At 35.1% G+C, this 13,797-nt stretch carries 11 protein-coding genes; 2 read left to right on the top strand and 9 right to left on the bottom strand.

The genetic code is table 11. The annotated features are described in order from the left end of the window. Window positions 1–12: 12 nt before the first annotated feature. The 8 genes from AC07XU_RS03570 to AC07XU_RS03535 all read right to left on the bottom strand — a co-directional run bounded on the left by AC07XU_RS03570 (window position 13) and on the right by AC07XU_RS03535 (window position 8,815). Window positions 13–477: a hypothetical protein gene (locus AC07XU_RS03570; RefSeq protein ID WP_494942249.1), complete on the bottom strand. Its 465-nt coding sequence runs from the start codon at window positions 475–477 to the stop codon at window positions 13–15. A gap of 11 nt (window positions 478–488) precedes the next feature. Then, window positions 489–1,187, bottom strand: a complete 699-nt coding sequence (locus AC07XU_RS03565) for a hypothetical protein (RefSeq protein ID WP_494942248.1) — start codon at window positions 1,185–1,187, stop codon at window positions 489–491. Window positions 1,188–1,752: 565 nt separating this feature from the next. Further along, on the bottom strand, window positions 1,753–3,450 hold the full coding sequence (locus AC07XU_RS03560) for a hypothetical protein (RefSeq protein WP_494942247.1): 1,698 nt from the start codon (window positions 3,448–3,450) through the stop codon (window positions 1,753–1,755). Between the two features lie 341 nt (window positions 3,451–3,791). Next, on the bottom strand, window positions 3,792–4,148 hold the full coding sequence (gene secG / locus AC07XU_RS03555; protein ID WP_494942246.1) for a preprotein translocase subunit SecG: 357 nt from the start codon (window positions 4,146–4,148) through the stop codon (window positions 3,792–3,794). A 13-nt stretch (window positions 4,149–4,161) separates the two neighbouring features. Beyond that, window positions 4,162–5,391: a DUF8458 domain-containing protein gene (locus AC07XU_RS03550; protein ID WP_494942245.1), complete on the bottom strand. Its 1,230-nt coding sequence runs from the start codon at window positions 5,389–5,391 to the stop codon at window positions 4,162–4,164. A gap of 33 nt (window positions 5,392–5,424) precedes the next feature. Then, window positions 5,425–5,937, bottom strand: coding sequence for an LPS assembly lipoprotein LptE (gene lptE / locus AC07XU_RS03545; protein ID WP_494942244.1), 513 nt, complete (start codon window positions 5,935–5,937; stop codon window positions 5,425–5,427). Between the two features lie 47 nt (window positions 5,938–5,984). Continuing rightward, a complete protein-coding gene (locus tag AC07XU_RS03540; RefSeq protein ID WP_494942243.1) occupies window positions 5,985–7,214 on the bottom strand; it encodes a sigma-54 interaction domain-containing protein in 1,230 nt (409 codons plus the stop codon). A 68-nt stretch (window positions 7,215–7,282) separates the two neighbouring features. Continuing rightward, on the bottom strand, window positions 7,283–8,815 hold the full coding sequence (locus AC07XU_RS03535) for a MiaB/RimO family radical SAM methylthiotransferase (RefSeq protein ID WP_494942242.1): 1,533 nt from the start codon (window positions 8,813–8,815) through the stop codon (window positions 7,283–7,285). 141 nt (window positions 8,816–8,956) lie between these two features. On the opposite strand from AC07XU_RS03535, the gene AC07XU_RS03530 reads away from it, so the two are divergent. After that, on the top strand, window positions 8,957–10,717 hold the full coding sequence (locus AC07XU_RS03530; RefSeq protein WP_494942241.1) for an AsmA family protein: 1,761 nt from the start codon (window positions 8,957–8,959) through the stop codon (window positions 10,715–10,717). A gap of 122 nt (window positions 10,718–10,839) precedes the next feature. Then, window positions 10,840–12,639: a hypothetical protein gene (locus AC07XU_RS03525; protein ID WP_494942240.1), complete on the top strand. Its 1,800-nt coding sequence runs from the start codon at window positions 10,840–10,842 to the stop codon at window positions 12,637–12,639. A gap of 75 nt (window positions 12,640–12,714) precedes the next feature. Here AC07XU_RS03525 and AC07XU_RS03520 read toward each other — a convergent pair whose 3' ends face one another. After that, window positions 12,715–13,779 carry a branched-chain amino acid aminotransferase gene (locus AC07XU_RS03520; RefSeq protein WP_494942239.1) on the bottom strand — a complete coding sequence of 355 codons (1,065 nt, stop codon included), beginning with the start codon at window positions 13,777–13,779 and terminating at the stop codon, window positions 12,715–12,717. Window positions 13,780–13,797 lie beyond the last annotated feature (18 nt).

Genomic DNA, 13,797 nt, shown 5'->3' with positions numbered 1-13,797 from the left:
ACAGAGCCTAAATTAATTTTTCATTGGTTCAATTGTTGTAACTGTGCTATTATTACGGGGCTTTGAAGGTATCCAAACTTTCATCTCTGTTAGTATAATGTTGTCTCCTTTCGGTTCAGCAATTATAAATTGATATTTACTTCTATTATCTGGTGCTAAGCATTTAAGAGCTAAATCTATTAACTGCGTAATTGATACCGTCTTAAGCTTTCTAAATTCTTGAACACTAACCTTATTCTCTTTTTTATTGACAATTGGATAGTAAAAACCAATTCCGTACCCATAGGGAAAACATTTACATTCTAACGTATAAAACATAAAAGGATTCTCGATTTCAACACGAAACATTCTATCTTTAATAGGCACATTTGCAGTATCCAATAGGTAATAAATGTTATCAGTTTTAACTTGAGCACTTACTTTTTGTAGGTTAAAAAGCAATAAAAATAATGTTCCTATAATGAATGAATATTTCATAATATATTTATTTAATTACAGCCTGTTGTTGGAAGCTTATTTGTGGTAGCAATTAAATTTGCTCTATTGAATGTGGTTAAATCAGATGTGGTTATACTATGTTTTGTTTTTACAGCTTGAAACGCAGCATTAATAGTATTTATCTGCGCTTGTGAAGTGCCTAGCTCATAACTATCAAGACCGTATAACATAGCCATTCTCATTTCTTTCATTGAATAAATAAAACCTTGTTTTGCATTCCAAGCCTCTAAAACAGCAATAGATTTCTCGAAATAATCTTCTAACATCATGGTATGATTAGAATAATTAGCTGGCAAATTATTCATTAAATAAAAATTGTTTAAAGCCAACATCCAATTATCTTCATTATAGCTGCCATAATTATACTGTGCTGTTTCAATATTATATTTAATGTAGGCATGGAGCGTTTCATGAATAACCGTAGCTGCAATTAATAGTTGCGAACTATTTTGTAACATTTTCTCATTAAACCTGATGATTGAAGATTGACCTAGCCCGCTAGTAGGATCAGGACCATTTTCCCCCGTTTGGTTTAAGTCTTCCGTAGGGCGACTTAAATTTATTCTGAAAACCCAGGTCTCCAGATCGAGATATAATTCTACATAAATATTATCGGCACGAGCCCACGCCTTTCCAAAGGTTATAAAATGTGGTATGCCATCATCTCCAAATCTAAATCGTGTTGCCATTCCAGTTTTTCATTTGTTTTGTGTGTTATATTTCCAGACAAAGTCTTCGTTTTCAATATGGATTTAAGTGACTGCTGAAAAAGCGAACACTTAAACCAGATTGAGGGATCTAAAAATCTATTCTCTGACTGCTTTGGTGTCAACAGACAGGTGTATTAAACCGGCAAATAAAAAGCTATAAGGAATAAGATAAAATAAATAGTTAAGATTTCTCCAATAAGGATAAACCCATATATTCATAAATGTTCCCAATAAGCAGAAATTAATTATTACAATCGCGAAGAATAATATTACCTTGTTTAAAAGAGCAAGTTTTTTTTTTAGGATTATTATGTTGTAGGGTAGTAAAACAAATATTAAAAATATAATTGGAATGATTACAAATACGGTTAGAGCAATAATTTTTTCATATTCTAAGAATGAACCTGAAAATTGTGAGTAATTCTTATTGATCTCTATGCTGATGTAATCATGAATTAATTTGATAATTGGCAATAGAATAAAAGCTAATATTAAATTTATGATAATTCTACTTTTCATTTTTAGGTTTTTTTATTAAAGGTTACTAATCTGGACAATTTTTCGACAATGTGCTCAGTGGTTTTTTACCTTCCATAACTTCTTTTACCAAATCCCATTGCGGACGAAAAATCTCAGTACTACTGATATTAGAATTTCCACCGTTAGTTTTCACAAAATTATCTATAGAATTTTGAAAAGTAGTCCAAAGTGCATCAGCTTCATTAAATGGTATGTTGGTAAACTCTTGCAAAGTTGTTCCCGCCCAACTTGTTAATCTATCTACACCTCGGGTGTAAAAAGTATATGACCCATTAGAGTTAACTATATACCCAAAATCCCTATTACCACTAACAGGATGATCGCCATACATCGGTTCGTGGATGGTGGTAAATGTCCACCTATCTGCTGATGAAAAAGAGGTGATAACGGAACCATCATCAGCAGGTAAATCAATTCCAATAATAGCCCCTAAAGGGTTTGTTGACGCCCATTTATCTCTGTCATCCAATCCATTAGCATTATATGGGTTAAACTGTTTAGTGCCACCGGTAAAAGAATTAATATTGATGCGTATATATTTCAAAAATTGACCTGGAGATAATCGTTGTCCATTAACTATTGGGAGCTGAGTTATGGTAATGGGGAAATAATCCATATTTACGATTGTACTGTGAGCATCGTCCAATTTTTGGATATTAGCCTTCTTTAAAATATAAAACCCTTGATTTGTCGCTAAAGCAGTTAAGTGATCCAAATTATCTATTACTATTTGAGGGGGCATAAACTTAGCAACAGCTAACCATTTTTTTAAAGTTTCACAATCAATATCACCAAATAGTGCAAATGGTTTGTTTTTAATTTGATCTTTTAGTTGTTGTTCATTTGACGGGCACTCCGTTATCCCCGTATTCCCACCAATGCATCCGCATGCAGAATCAGAAGCTGTTCCATTTGGCTCGCCTGCACAATCTTCATAAACATCTTTACCTCCTGGTGGCTGCTGGCCTACTGGGTATCCAGTACATACAGGATACAAGAAACGAATGATCTCTATGTAGGTAATGTTTCCCCATTCATCCTTTTCAATATAGGCAAGGTAAACATTGTCACAGGTTTGTCCTCCCTCTATCTCTGGTTCGAAACTGCTGATTGGATTTTTTGGATTTGCGGATGAGTTTTGTCTGTTAGTCGTTTTATTCCCCAATGTTTTGATGCTGTTCAGCCCTTTTTTATCCAGTTGGTTATCTGGTAATTGGGTTATGGTAACTTCGCCAGCGGTCTGTTTACCATCCTTAAATTGCCTGCCATTTGTCTGCTTGTAATTTAGGTCATAGTTGATGATATAACCAGTGAAGTTGATCTCTTTGGCATTTATACTTCCAGTAGCAAGGAGCAATCCATTTTCGCTAATGGACTGGGGAGTGCCTAATACCTCTGTTATGCCACCCGATACAATTGCTCCATTGTTCTCCTCAAAAACAACGCTTCTCTCGTAATCTATTTCCTTATTGTCTATCAAATATTTGGCAAGTGGCACACTGAGGATATGCTGGCCAGCTGCATTGACACTGGTGGAAGCGCTCTCCCATAAAGGTGGGAATCTAGCTATCTGTTTTGTTTTGCCCTTAGCACTGTTAGCAGATGAGATTTTTCTATTTTTTTCATTTTCGATGCTAATTTTTTCGGCGTAAAATTGTTTTGCTTTACTTAACAGGGCTGCGCTTGGGGCTTGTGGAGCCATTCTCAGATCTTTCTTACAAGAATTAATTACAAACAACAGCATGGCAAAGCCCAAAATTAAGCTAAGGTTAAATTTTTTAAGGGGGGGTAAAAAGTGTATTCATGATTGCGTTAATTATTTCTATAATAATAATTATAAAAAAAAATTATCACAAATTTATTGTACCAACTGGCATGTACGTTGTATGAAAGGCTAGTTTGGTTGTATAAAACAATTGTTAACAGCAATAGCATTTCTTTCGCATTACGATTGCAAATCGAGTTGGCAATGGCGCATCCCTAATAAACAAAAAAACTCCCTAGTCATTAAACTAGAGAGCTATCTATACTTTGCGCTAAAAATTATTTCTTAGTTGTATCAGCAGGTGTTGTTGCTGGAGTAGCATTTTGTTGTGTGCCACCTCCAATAACAGATGGAGTTGCTGCTTTATTGATTAACTCATCGGCTTTACCAGCTGCGCCAGTAGAAACACCAGCACCAGATTTGCCAATAGTTGTAATAGCCAATGAAGCGATAACAATTAAAGTTAACAATACCCAAGTTCCTTTTTCTAAAACATCGCCTGTACGTTGTACGCCAAACATGTTACTGCCCGAACCGCCCGTTGCTAAACCGCCACCTTTAGGGTTTTGTATTAAAACGAATAAACCTAATGCAACGCAAAAAATAATTAATAAAATGACTAATAAGGTTACCATGTATAATATGTTGTTAAATTTTCTTTTCTAAAGATTGAATAAGGTCGGCAAAGTAACGGCTTTTTTCTGGAAACTTCAAACTTAATTTTTCATAAGTGTCTATTGCCTTGTGGTAAAGCATTTGCTCTATATAAATTGAAGCCAAGGTTTCAGAAACAAGATCGTTATGATCTTCGGCACTTTTCTTCGCTTTATTCTCTGTATTAATTTGCTCTGCCTTTGGTGGTCTAATTTGTGGCTCGTTTTTAATAAAAGATTCAATAATATCGGCTCCTTTATGGGCTATTTGTTTATTAATTGGTCCTTTACTCGCTTCATCAGCAACATTAAAAGGCGTTTGCAGATGAAATATATGCTCTACATATTGCTGTTGCAGCTCGCTAGGGTTAGGATTGCTGGTTTTTTTTGGTGTTACATAAGGCTGAAAAATCTGCTCATGCTCTTTACGCGTTTTTGCTAACCACCATAAAAAAGTATAAGGTAATTTATCGTCGTCGTATTTGCTAACCGTTTGTGCTTCGGCTTCTTGGTCGTATTCTTCTACCAAAGGGATGACAGGTTTTTGATCATCAATAGTAATTTGGTCTGCACTAAAACTTTTTTCGAAAGCGAAAAAATCTGAGGCTACAATACTTTCAATCGCAAATTCATCTGGTAGTGTTTCTTCTGCTGATTTTTCCTCTTCTTCAAAAACCGGTGCAGGTTTTAACTCTTCTGTAGGGATGTATGACGATGCATTCAGCTCAATAATTTCATCAAAAGTTTCTTGCTCATCAGTTAAAGGAATGTTTGAAGTTTGAACCGAACTAACTTCGTTAATTTCTTCAAAAACCTCGTCTTCTTCAAATTCGTAATGCGTGTTTTGCGCAATACCTAACTCGTTAATTTCTTCAAAAACTTCTTGATCATCAGCTAAGTCAATTGCTGTTTTTTCTGCTACTTCCAATTCATCCGCCTTGATGGCGCCAAATGAAATTAAATGATATGGCTTTTGAATTAAACTTGCAGGAGCGTGGATAACCTGATGCAATAAGCCGCCATTATTGTAAAGAGCCGCGGTTGCCAACTTGTGGTTTTGAGTTTTGCCATTAAAACTAGCTTTAGCCAATAGCAAATGCAAAGGTTGGTAATATGGATATTTATTTACAAGATTTTGCAACATACCAGCATGTTCTTGTGTAACCAATAATGGTTTTGCAAGTAAATTTGCCAGCTGTTGTTTGGTTTGTAAATCGAGCTCCATGCCGCTAAGTTAATAATTGAAAGTTCAAATTTATTACCATTGTGCAAAAGCTTGGTTAAATATATTTTCGGTAAGTTTAAAATTTACCGCTTTAATTAACCTTGCCTGTTGGGCTTCTAAGCTTTGTCCGGCTAAAGAAAAATCTTCGAAAGCACTAAAGGTCGATTCGAAACTTTTGCTCTCCTTAAACTCGGTATTGTTGGTGTATTTTACTGCAACAGTTATAGTTAGCCTGTTTGCGCCAGCAATTGGTGCACTGTTGTCTTGTATGGCAATTGGCTTAATGTCATAACCGGTAATTCGGCCTTCAAAAACTACATCGGCCTCGTTTTGGGTTAAAGTTAAACGACTTTGCGTGCGAATACGTTCTTTTAAATCTTCAGTAAAAACGTTACTCAAAGTTGGGATTACCAATGGTGCATTGTTCTCGAATAACTGCACGCGAACGGTTTTTAAACCTGTTGTAGAAGCGCCATTAAATTTATAGCCACAACCGCTTAGAGCGCTTAGAGTTAAAACTGTTAAAATGAAGATCAGCTTTTTCATCGGTATATAATTTTTTTAATTGTGATGAAACCATGATGGTTTCATGCTTATAAGTTAAGTTCTTTTATTTTACGGTAAAGCGTACGTTCTGATATGCCCAACTCTTGCGCCGCAAATTTGCGTTTGCCTTTATGCTTCTTAAGTGCTTTTTTAATTAAATCAGACTCTTTATCAATTAAGGATAAGGACTCTTCTACTTCTTCGGCATCATGTGCGTAATTGTAATCTGTAGGGTTGTTTTGTGTAGGATGCTTAATGGTTAGCGTTGCCTCATTTTGGTTTGGCAAATCAATGTCATGGTATAACTGATTGATATATTGAGGATTGTCTGCGATAACATGATCTGTATTTCCCCCATTTTGGATAATTTCCGCTACCAATTTTTTAAGTTCAACCATATCTTTTTTCATATCAAACAGCACTTTGTATAGAATGTCTCTTTCAGAAAAATCTTCTTTGCTGCTGCCATTTATCGCCATTGGCAAATTATTGGCCTGCTCATTTGGGATATAGTTTAACAAAGCTTGGGCATTTACATTTCTATCTTTCTCTAAAACGCAAATTTGCTCTGCAATATTTTTTAGTTGCCTTACATTTCCTGGCCAGCTGTAATTGCTTAAAATTTGTATAGCTTCGGGTTCCAACTGTATACCGGGGCTGCGGTATTTATCGCTAAAGTCTGCTGCAAATTTTCTAAATAACAGATAAATATCTTCTTTTCTTTCGTTTAAAGCTGGAATTCGTAATGGAACAGTATTTAATCTGTAATATAAATCTTCACGAAATTTTCCGTTTTTAACACGGTTGTATACGTCAACATTTGTTGCCGCGATAATCCTTACGTCTGTTTTTTGAACTTTAGATGAACCAACACGCAAGTACTCGCCACTTTCTAAAATCCGCAGTAAACGAGCTTGTGTGCCTAAAGGCAATTCTGCAACCTCATCTAAAAATATGGTTCCGCCGTTGGCAACTTCAAAGTAACCTTTTCGTGCTTCATGTGCTCCGGTAAATGAACCTTTTTCGTGTCCAAATAATTCCGAATCTATTGTTCCCTCTGGTATAGCGCCACAGTTTACAGCTATAAAAGCACCGTGTTTACGAGCACTCATTTGATGGATGATGTGTGAAAAAACTTCCTTTCCACTACCACTTTCACCAGTAATTAAAACCGACATATCGGTAGGGGCTACTTGTCTGGCGGTATCTATAGCACGATTTAACAGCGGCGAACCACCAATTATACCGAACCTATTTTTAATATCTTGTATATCCATTTTTAGGTTTTGCGTTTTGCGTAATGCGAATAGCGGTTAAACGTTTCAACATTACAACCTTTCAACTTTTAAACGATTTTACCAATTAGCGTGGCTGATGTACAACGTTCTATATAAACATTTACATATTCGCCAGGTTTTACATTTTCTACTACCGGAAAAACAGCCATTGCATTTTGATCATTACGACCTCTAAATTCTTTGTCAGATTTTTTAGAGAAACCTTCGATTAAAATTCTAACGGTTTGCCCCACAAATTCTTCTAAACATGCTAATGAATCTTCTTGTTGTTTTTTAAAGATTTCTTCCAAGCGACGAGCTTTTACATCTTCAGGTATATCATCAACATATTTACGGGCAGCTAATGTACCTGGGCGTTCTGAGTAGGAGAAGGTATAAGCAAAATTGTATTTGGCATAATCCATAATGCTCAATGTGTCTTGGTGCTCTTCTTCAGTTTCGGTACAAAAACCTGCAATAATATCTGCCGAGATGGCGCAACCTGGAATAATGCGACGAATGGCATCAATTCTATTCATGTACCATTCGCGAGTGTAAGTACGATTCATTAAAGCTAAAATTCTGCTGTTGCCAGATTGAACTGGTAAATGAATGTAATTACAAATGTTATCGTGTTTGGCAATGGTATATAAAACCTCATCGGTAATGTCTTTAGGGTGCGATGTAGAAAAACGAATGCGTAAATCTGGGTTAATAGCTGCAACCATTTCTAAAAGTTGCGCAAAATTTACTGAATCTAGTTCTTCATCTTTTTTAACTAATTTTTCTGGCAACTCATTTTTGCTAACCAAAGCTTCCAATAAAGCATCGCCAGATAAGGTGTTCATTTCATCCTTTAGGTCGTCTATTTTCACTTGTTCTGCTTTAGGTTGGCTCCATAAATACGAATCAACATTTTGCCCAAGTAGCGTAACTTCGCGGTAGCCATTTTCGAATAATTGCCTACACTCTTCTACGATAGAAAAAGGATCACGACTACGCTCTCTTCCTCTTGTAAATGGAACTACGCAAAAAGAACACATATTATCGCAACCACGCATAATGGTTACAAAAGCAGTAATGCCGTTGCTGTTTAAACGTACCGGACTAATATCTGCATAAGTTTCTTCTCGAGATAAAATTACGTTTACTGCTTTATGGCCTTCTTCTACCTGACTAATTAAGCCCGGTAAATCGCGATAAGCATCTGGGCCCACAACAACATCAACCAATTTCTCTTCTTCTAAAAACTTAGCTTTTAAACGCTCGGCCATGCAGCCTAAAACACCAACAATTAATTTAGGATTTCTTCTTTTTTCTACACCAAATTGTGATAATCGATTGCGAACACGAGTTTCTGCATTTTCTCTGATTGAGCAAGTGTTAATGAAAATTACATCAGCTTGGTGGTAATCTCCAGTGGTTTCAAATCCAGTTTCTGCTAAAATAGAAGCCACAATTTCGCTATCAGCAAAATTCATTTGGCAACCATAACTTTCAATATAAAGTTTTCTGCCGTCGCTTTTAGTGTTTGCTAAAATTAAAGCCTCGCCTTGGCGCTCCTCATCGTGTTTCTTGTCGGCTAAAGTTAATTCAATCATCAATTATTCAATTTTTATCGGGGTTCAAAAATACAAAATTATATTTATAAATGACAAATTGTCAGCATCAAAATTATTGCTCCTTACATTAATCAAACAAAAAGCTATCGGAGTTTGTATTATTGGTTTAATCATAAAAGTATGCTCAAAAATCAGAAGTCGAGGCGATTAGCAAAATGGATAGGTGGAATTTTATTAGGTTTAGTTGTAATTATCGGCATTGCCTCAATTTATATTAATGCCAAGTGGAAGCCTTTATTAACCGAAAAAATTAAAGAGGGTGTTTATGAAGGATCTAATCGCTTGTACAAAATCGATTTTAAAGATATTCATCTCAATTTAATTACGGGCTCTGTTGTTTTAGATAGCATTTCTTTATACCCAGATAGTCTAGTTTTTAATGAACTAAAAGCAGTAAAGAAGGCCCCAACACATTTGTTTAGATTAAAGTTAGCACACTTAAAAATTGGTGGAGTTGGTATTTTGAAAGCCTATTTCAATAAAAATGTTAAAGTAAGTTCTATCGTTTTAGATCATCCATCTATAGATATGGTTTACCATAAAGTGCCAAAAAATACCGATACAATTAAAGATGAAAGAACCTTATATCAACAGATTTCTAAATCGCTAAAATCAATTCGTGTAAATGATATCAAAGTTATTGATGCCAATTTTGATTATTATAACGGATTAAAAAAGTTAAATGCAGTGAAGCATCTGTCTATTAATGTGAAGGATGTTTTAATAGATTCGATGGCTCAATTTGATACAACTAGGGTTTTTCATAGTAAAGATATTGCGTTTAACTTAAGTGGTTACAATTCTTTAACAGCAGATAAAATGTACACTATTAAGGTGGATACAGTTAAAGGTTCTATTAGTAACAAAACATTAAGAATTGTGGGCATTCAAATGATCCCAATGTATCCAGACTTGGTATTTAGCAGAAAATATAAGGTTGGTAAAGATCGCTACGACTTAAAATTTGATGAGATTAGCTTAAGCGGTGTAGATTTTATTGGATTAAATAATGATGGTAGCTTACATGCTAAACGATTAAACATTGGTCCGGCAAAGGTGGCTGTGTTTTTAAATAGAGAATTACCTCCACCTGCGTTTGATAAAGGAAGAAATTATCCGCATAATGCATTAAAACGTTTAGAGATGCAAACTTTAGTTGATACGTTAACTTTAAACAAAGTTGATATTGCCTACACGGAGTATAATGAAAAAACGAATGAGCGAGGAACTTTAAAACTGGATAATTTAAGCGGACAAATATTAAATATTACCAACGATTCAACAAGGCTGGTTACTAAAAATCATGCATATGCAGATTTAACAACCTACGTAATGGGTGCCGGAAAATTGAATGTTAAGATTGATTTTAATTTAACAGATAAAAACTCAGCATTTAGTTACGTTGGTCATGTTGGTCCGTTTAATTTAAAGGTGCTAAACCCTTTATCTAAATCACTAGGTTTGGTTGCTATTGAAAGTGGAAATGTTAGAAGTGTTGATTTTAATATCTCTGCAAACCAAAATGGAAGTAGCGGAACGGTTAAGTTTTTGTATAATGATTTAAAAGTTAATTTACTAAAAGAGAATGATAATGGAACTAAAGAAAAAAAGGGATTACTTTCGTTCTTGGCAAATACTGTTCTAATTAAAAATGATAATCCAACTCAAGGCGAAGCAGCTAGAACAGCAAATATTACTTTTAGTAGAGCACCACAGGCTTCGTTTTTTAATATCATGTGGAAAGGTGTTTTCACTGGCATTAGAGAGATTGTTGGTTTAGGAATCGTTCCGATGAAATCTCCGCCAGAGCCAAAAAATAAAGCTAAAACCGAGCGACAACAGAAGAGGGCAGAACGTAGAGCGGAAAGAGCGAAAAATTAGATTTTTTGTCATTCGGAGCGTTGCGAAGAATCTCTAGCTTTAAATTTTCACTGTAAGATCCGTCTAAACTCTGAAAGATAAATCATTTTACTATATTAGGAACAAAGAAACGACTAACTAGTATGGCAGAAAAAGCATCCCGAAAGATTTTATATAAATGGATTTTAGGCATTCTGCTTTTTGTTACGTTAATTATAGTTTCTGTTTCCTGGTATTTAAGTGCAAAACTTAAACCCATCATTCAAAAAGAGTTAAAAGAGTTGGTTTTAAAATCAACCAAAGGTTTATATAAGGTAGAATTTTCTAATCTTCATACCAATTTAATTACAGGTTCTGCAACATTAGTTGATATTAATATTGAACCTGATACGGCTATTTATAAGCAATTGATAGCAGAGCAGAACGCCCCAAACAACCTGTATTACATTAAGTTAAAAAAACTTTCCATCAAAAATTTTAAACCTTGGAAGGTTTATTTTGATAAAAAAGTAGACGTTAAATTGTTGCTGTTTGATAAACCAGAGATAAAGATGGTAAACAAACACTTCGATTTCAATGATGATCGTCCGCCAAGGCCACGCCAATCTCCATACGATTATATTAAAAAATTGTTTAAATCTATTAGGGTAGAAACAGTTGATTTTAGAAATGCGAAGTTTAAGTACATCAATAATAATGGTATCATACCAGAAGTAGATTCGGTAAACAACATCAGTATAAAATTGAGCGATTGGTTAATTGATTCGCTTTCTGCATCAGATACAACAAGATTTTATTTGCTAAAAAATGTAAATGTTTATGTGAATAATTACACGTATGCTACGCCAGATAGTATGTACCATATCAAAATTAATCAATTAGATTTTAACGCAGCTAGCGGAAGAGTTAACATTAAAAAATTTGGTTTGGTACCTAGATATAGTGAAGCAAATTTTGCAAAAGTAAATGGCTATGCTCGTGATCGTTTTAGCATCCAAATGAATAACATTAATCTTTTAGGGATAGATTTACAGGCTTATTTGCAAAAAAGGGAGCTCATTGCGAATCAGATGCAAATTGCTGATGGCAGCGTGGCCGTTTTTAACAATAATTCTTATCCTAAATTGGTAAAAATTAAGAAGGGGGCATTTCCTCATCAATTGCTGCAACAACTCAATGCAAAGCTTACCATAAAGATAATAAAGCTCAGCAATATCGATGTGACTTATGCCGAGTTTGATAGAACAAGTAAACAGATTGGTAAAATTTCTTTCGAAAAAACATCGGGTATCATCAGCAATGCTACAAATGCACCAAAGGTTAAAGCAATAAGTTCGCTTATGGAAGCAAATTTAGTGAGTTATGTAATGGGGCAAGGTAAATTAGCAATCAATTTTAAGTTCGATTTAAATTCGCCAACAGGAGCGTTTGAGTACAAAGGTGCCCTAACAAATTTAGATGGCAGACAGTTGAATAAAATTACCAAACCTTTAGGGATGGTGCAGGTTAATAGAGCTGATATTAAAAAGCTCTCATTTGATATTAAAGCAGATCATGAAATAGCAAAAGGAAAGCTAGATTTCGCTTTCAAGGACTTATCTGTAGCATTATTAAAAAAGGAAGAAGGCAGGCAACGTTTAGTGAAGAAAGGCTTACTTTCTATTTTGGCTAATGCTTTGGTTTTATATTCAGACAACCCAAGTGCCGATGGTAAATTTACCTCTGCCACTATAAATTACAAGAAAGAGCCAACGGCTTCATTTTTTAGTTTTATTTGGAGAACACTTTTTCAGGGAGTTAAATACAGCGTTGGTGTAACTCCAGAAAAGGAGGCTGAAATTAATGCGCATGTACAAAAGTTTGAACAGATGAAAGAAGATAGAGATGAACGTAGAAAGCGTAGGCAGTTAAGAATTGAACGCCGAGAAAGGCAGCAGCGATGATAAAAAACCGCCTTACAATTATTGCAAGGCGGTTTAAAAAATATTGTTAACTGATAATTGCTAACCGAAAACTAATTACACGATCCAGTTCCAGCCAAATCTATCTTCGGCTATCCCGTTTCTAATGTCGTTTAGCTCTTTCGCAATACCAGTGGAAACCGTACGAGAACTTACTTCGCTTAATTTATATAATTCACCTTCAAAACCAATTTCGCCAATCTGAGTTACTGTTGCAGCTGTACCAACTGCAAAAGCTTCTGTTAAATTACCATTTTTGGCGCCTTCAATAATTTCGGCAACGGTAACTTTTCTTTCTTCAACTGTAATTCCTTTATCTTTTGCCAAAGCGATAATCGTATCACGAGTTACGCCATTTAAAATGGTTTCGCCAATAGCTGCTGTAATTAATTTTCCATCTAAAACAAACATCACATTTGCAGCTCCCGATTCTTCTACCAAAGTATGTGTTGCAGAGTCAGTCCAAATTAATTGATCAAAACCTTCTTTTTGCGCTTCGGCAAATGGATACAGAGAACGAGCATAATTGCCTGCTGTTTTTGCAAAACCAACACCGCCTTCGTTTGCACGAGTGTATTTAGTTTCTATTTTTACTTTTAATGCTTTTGTGTAGTATGGGCCAGTTGGGGCAGCCAATAAAACAAATTTATAAGTGTCGCTCGCTTTTACACCTAAAGATGGATCTGTAGCAAACATTACTGGTCTTAAATAAAGCGAATAATTTTCTTGAGTAGGTACCCAACCTTTATCAATATTAATTAAGGCAGAAACAGCTTGCATAAAAATTTCTTCAGGTATAATTGGCATAGCCATTCTATCTGCAGAGATATTAAAACGCTCAAAATTTTTGTTGGCTCTAAAAACACTTACATCGCCATTTGGCAAACGATAAGCTTTCATTCCTTCAAAAATTGCCTGACCGTAATGTAATGCAGAAATTGCCGGGCTCATTGGAATTGGGCCATATGGTAAAATCTGTAAATTTTTCCATTCGCCATCTTCATAGTCGGCCATAAACATGTGGTCGGTAAAAGTTTTTCCGAACGGGATGTCTTTAAAATCTGTATCAGCTAATCTCGGATTGCTGTTTTCGGTAACCTTAATTTGTAAAGTATCTATCACTGCCTTAAGTATTAAATT

It is taken from the genome of Pedobacter sp. GW456-11-11-14-TSB4 (assembly GCF_059424425.1).
This window is presented reverse-complemented; position numbering and strand designations above follow the sequence as displayed.

Bases quoted from the DNA above. Each gene is read 5' to 3' on its own strand.
- AC07XU_RS03530 (WP_494942241.1), top strand. From the start codon at position 8,957: ATGCTCAAAAATCAGAAGTCGAGGCGATTAGCAAAATGGATAGGTGGA.
- AC07XU_RS03525 (WP_494942240.1), top strand. From the start codon at position 10,840: ATGGCAGAAAAAGCATCCCGAAAGATTTTATATAAATGGATTTTAGGC.
- AC07XU_RS03560 (WP_494942247.1), bottom strand. From the start codon at position 3,450: ATGGCTCCACAAGCCCCAAGCGCAGCCCTGTTAAGTAAAGCAAAACAA.
- lptE (WP_494942244.1), bottom strand. From the start codon at position 5,937: ATGAAAAAGCTGATCTTCATTTTAACAGTTTTAACTCTAAGCGCTCTA.
- AC07XU_RS03535 (WP_494942242.1), bottom strand. From the start codon at position 8,815: ATGATTGAATTAACTTTAGCCGACAAGAAACACGATGAGGAGCGCCAA.
- AC07XU_RS03550 (WP_494942245.1), bottom strand. From the start codon at position 5,391: ATGGAGCTCGATTTACAAACCAAACAACAGCTGGCAAATTTACTTGCA.
- AC07XU_RS03540 (WP_494942243.1), bottom strand. From the start codon at position 7,214: ATGGATATACAAGATATTAAAAATAGGTTCGGTATAATTGGTGGTTCG.
- AC07XU_RS03570 (WP_494942249.1), bottom strand. From the start codon at position 477: ATGAAATATTCATTCATTATAGGAACATTATTTTTATTGCTTTTTAAC.
- AC07XU_RS03565 (WP_494942248.1), bottom strand. From the start codon at position 1,187: ATGGCAACACGATTTAGATTTGGAGATGATGGCATACCACATTTTATA.
- secG (WP_494942246.1), bottom strand. From the start codon at position 4,148: ATGGTAACCTTATTAGTCATTTTATTAATTATTTTTTGCGTTGCATTA.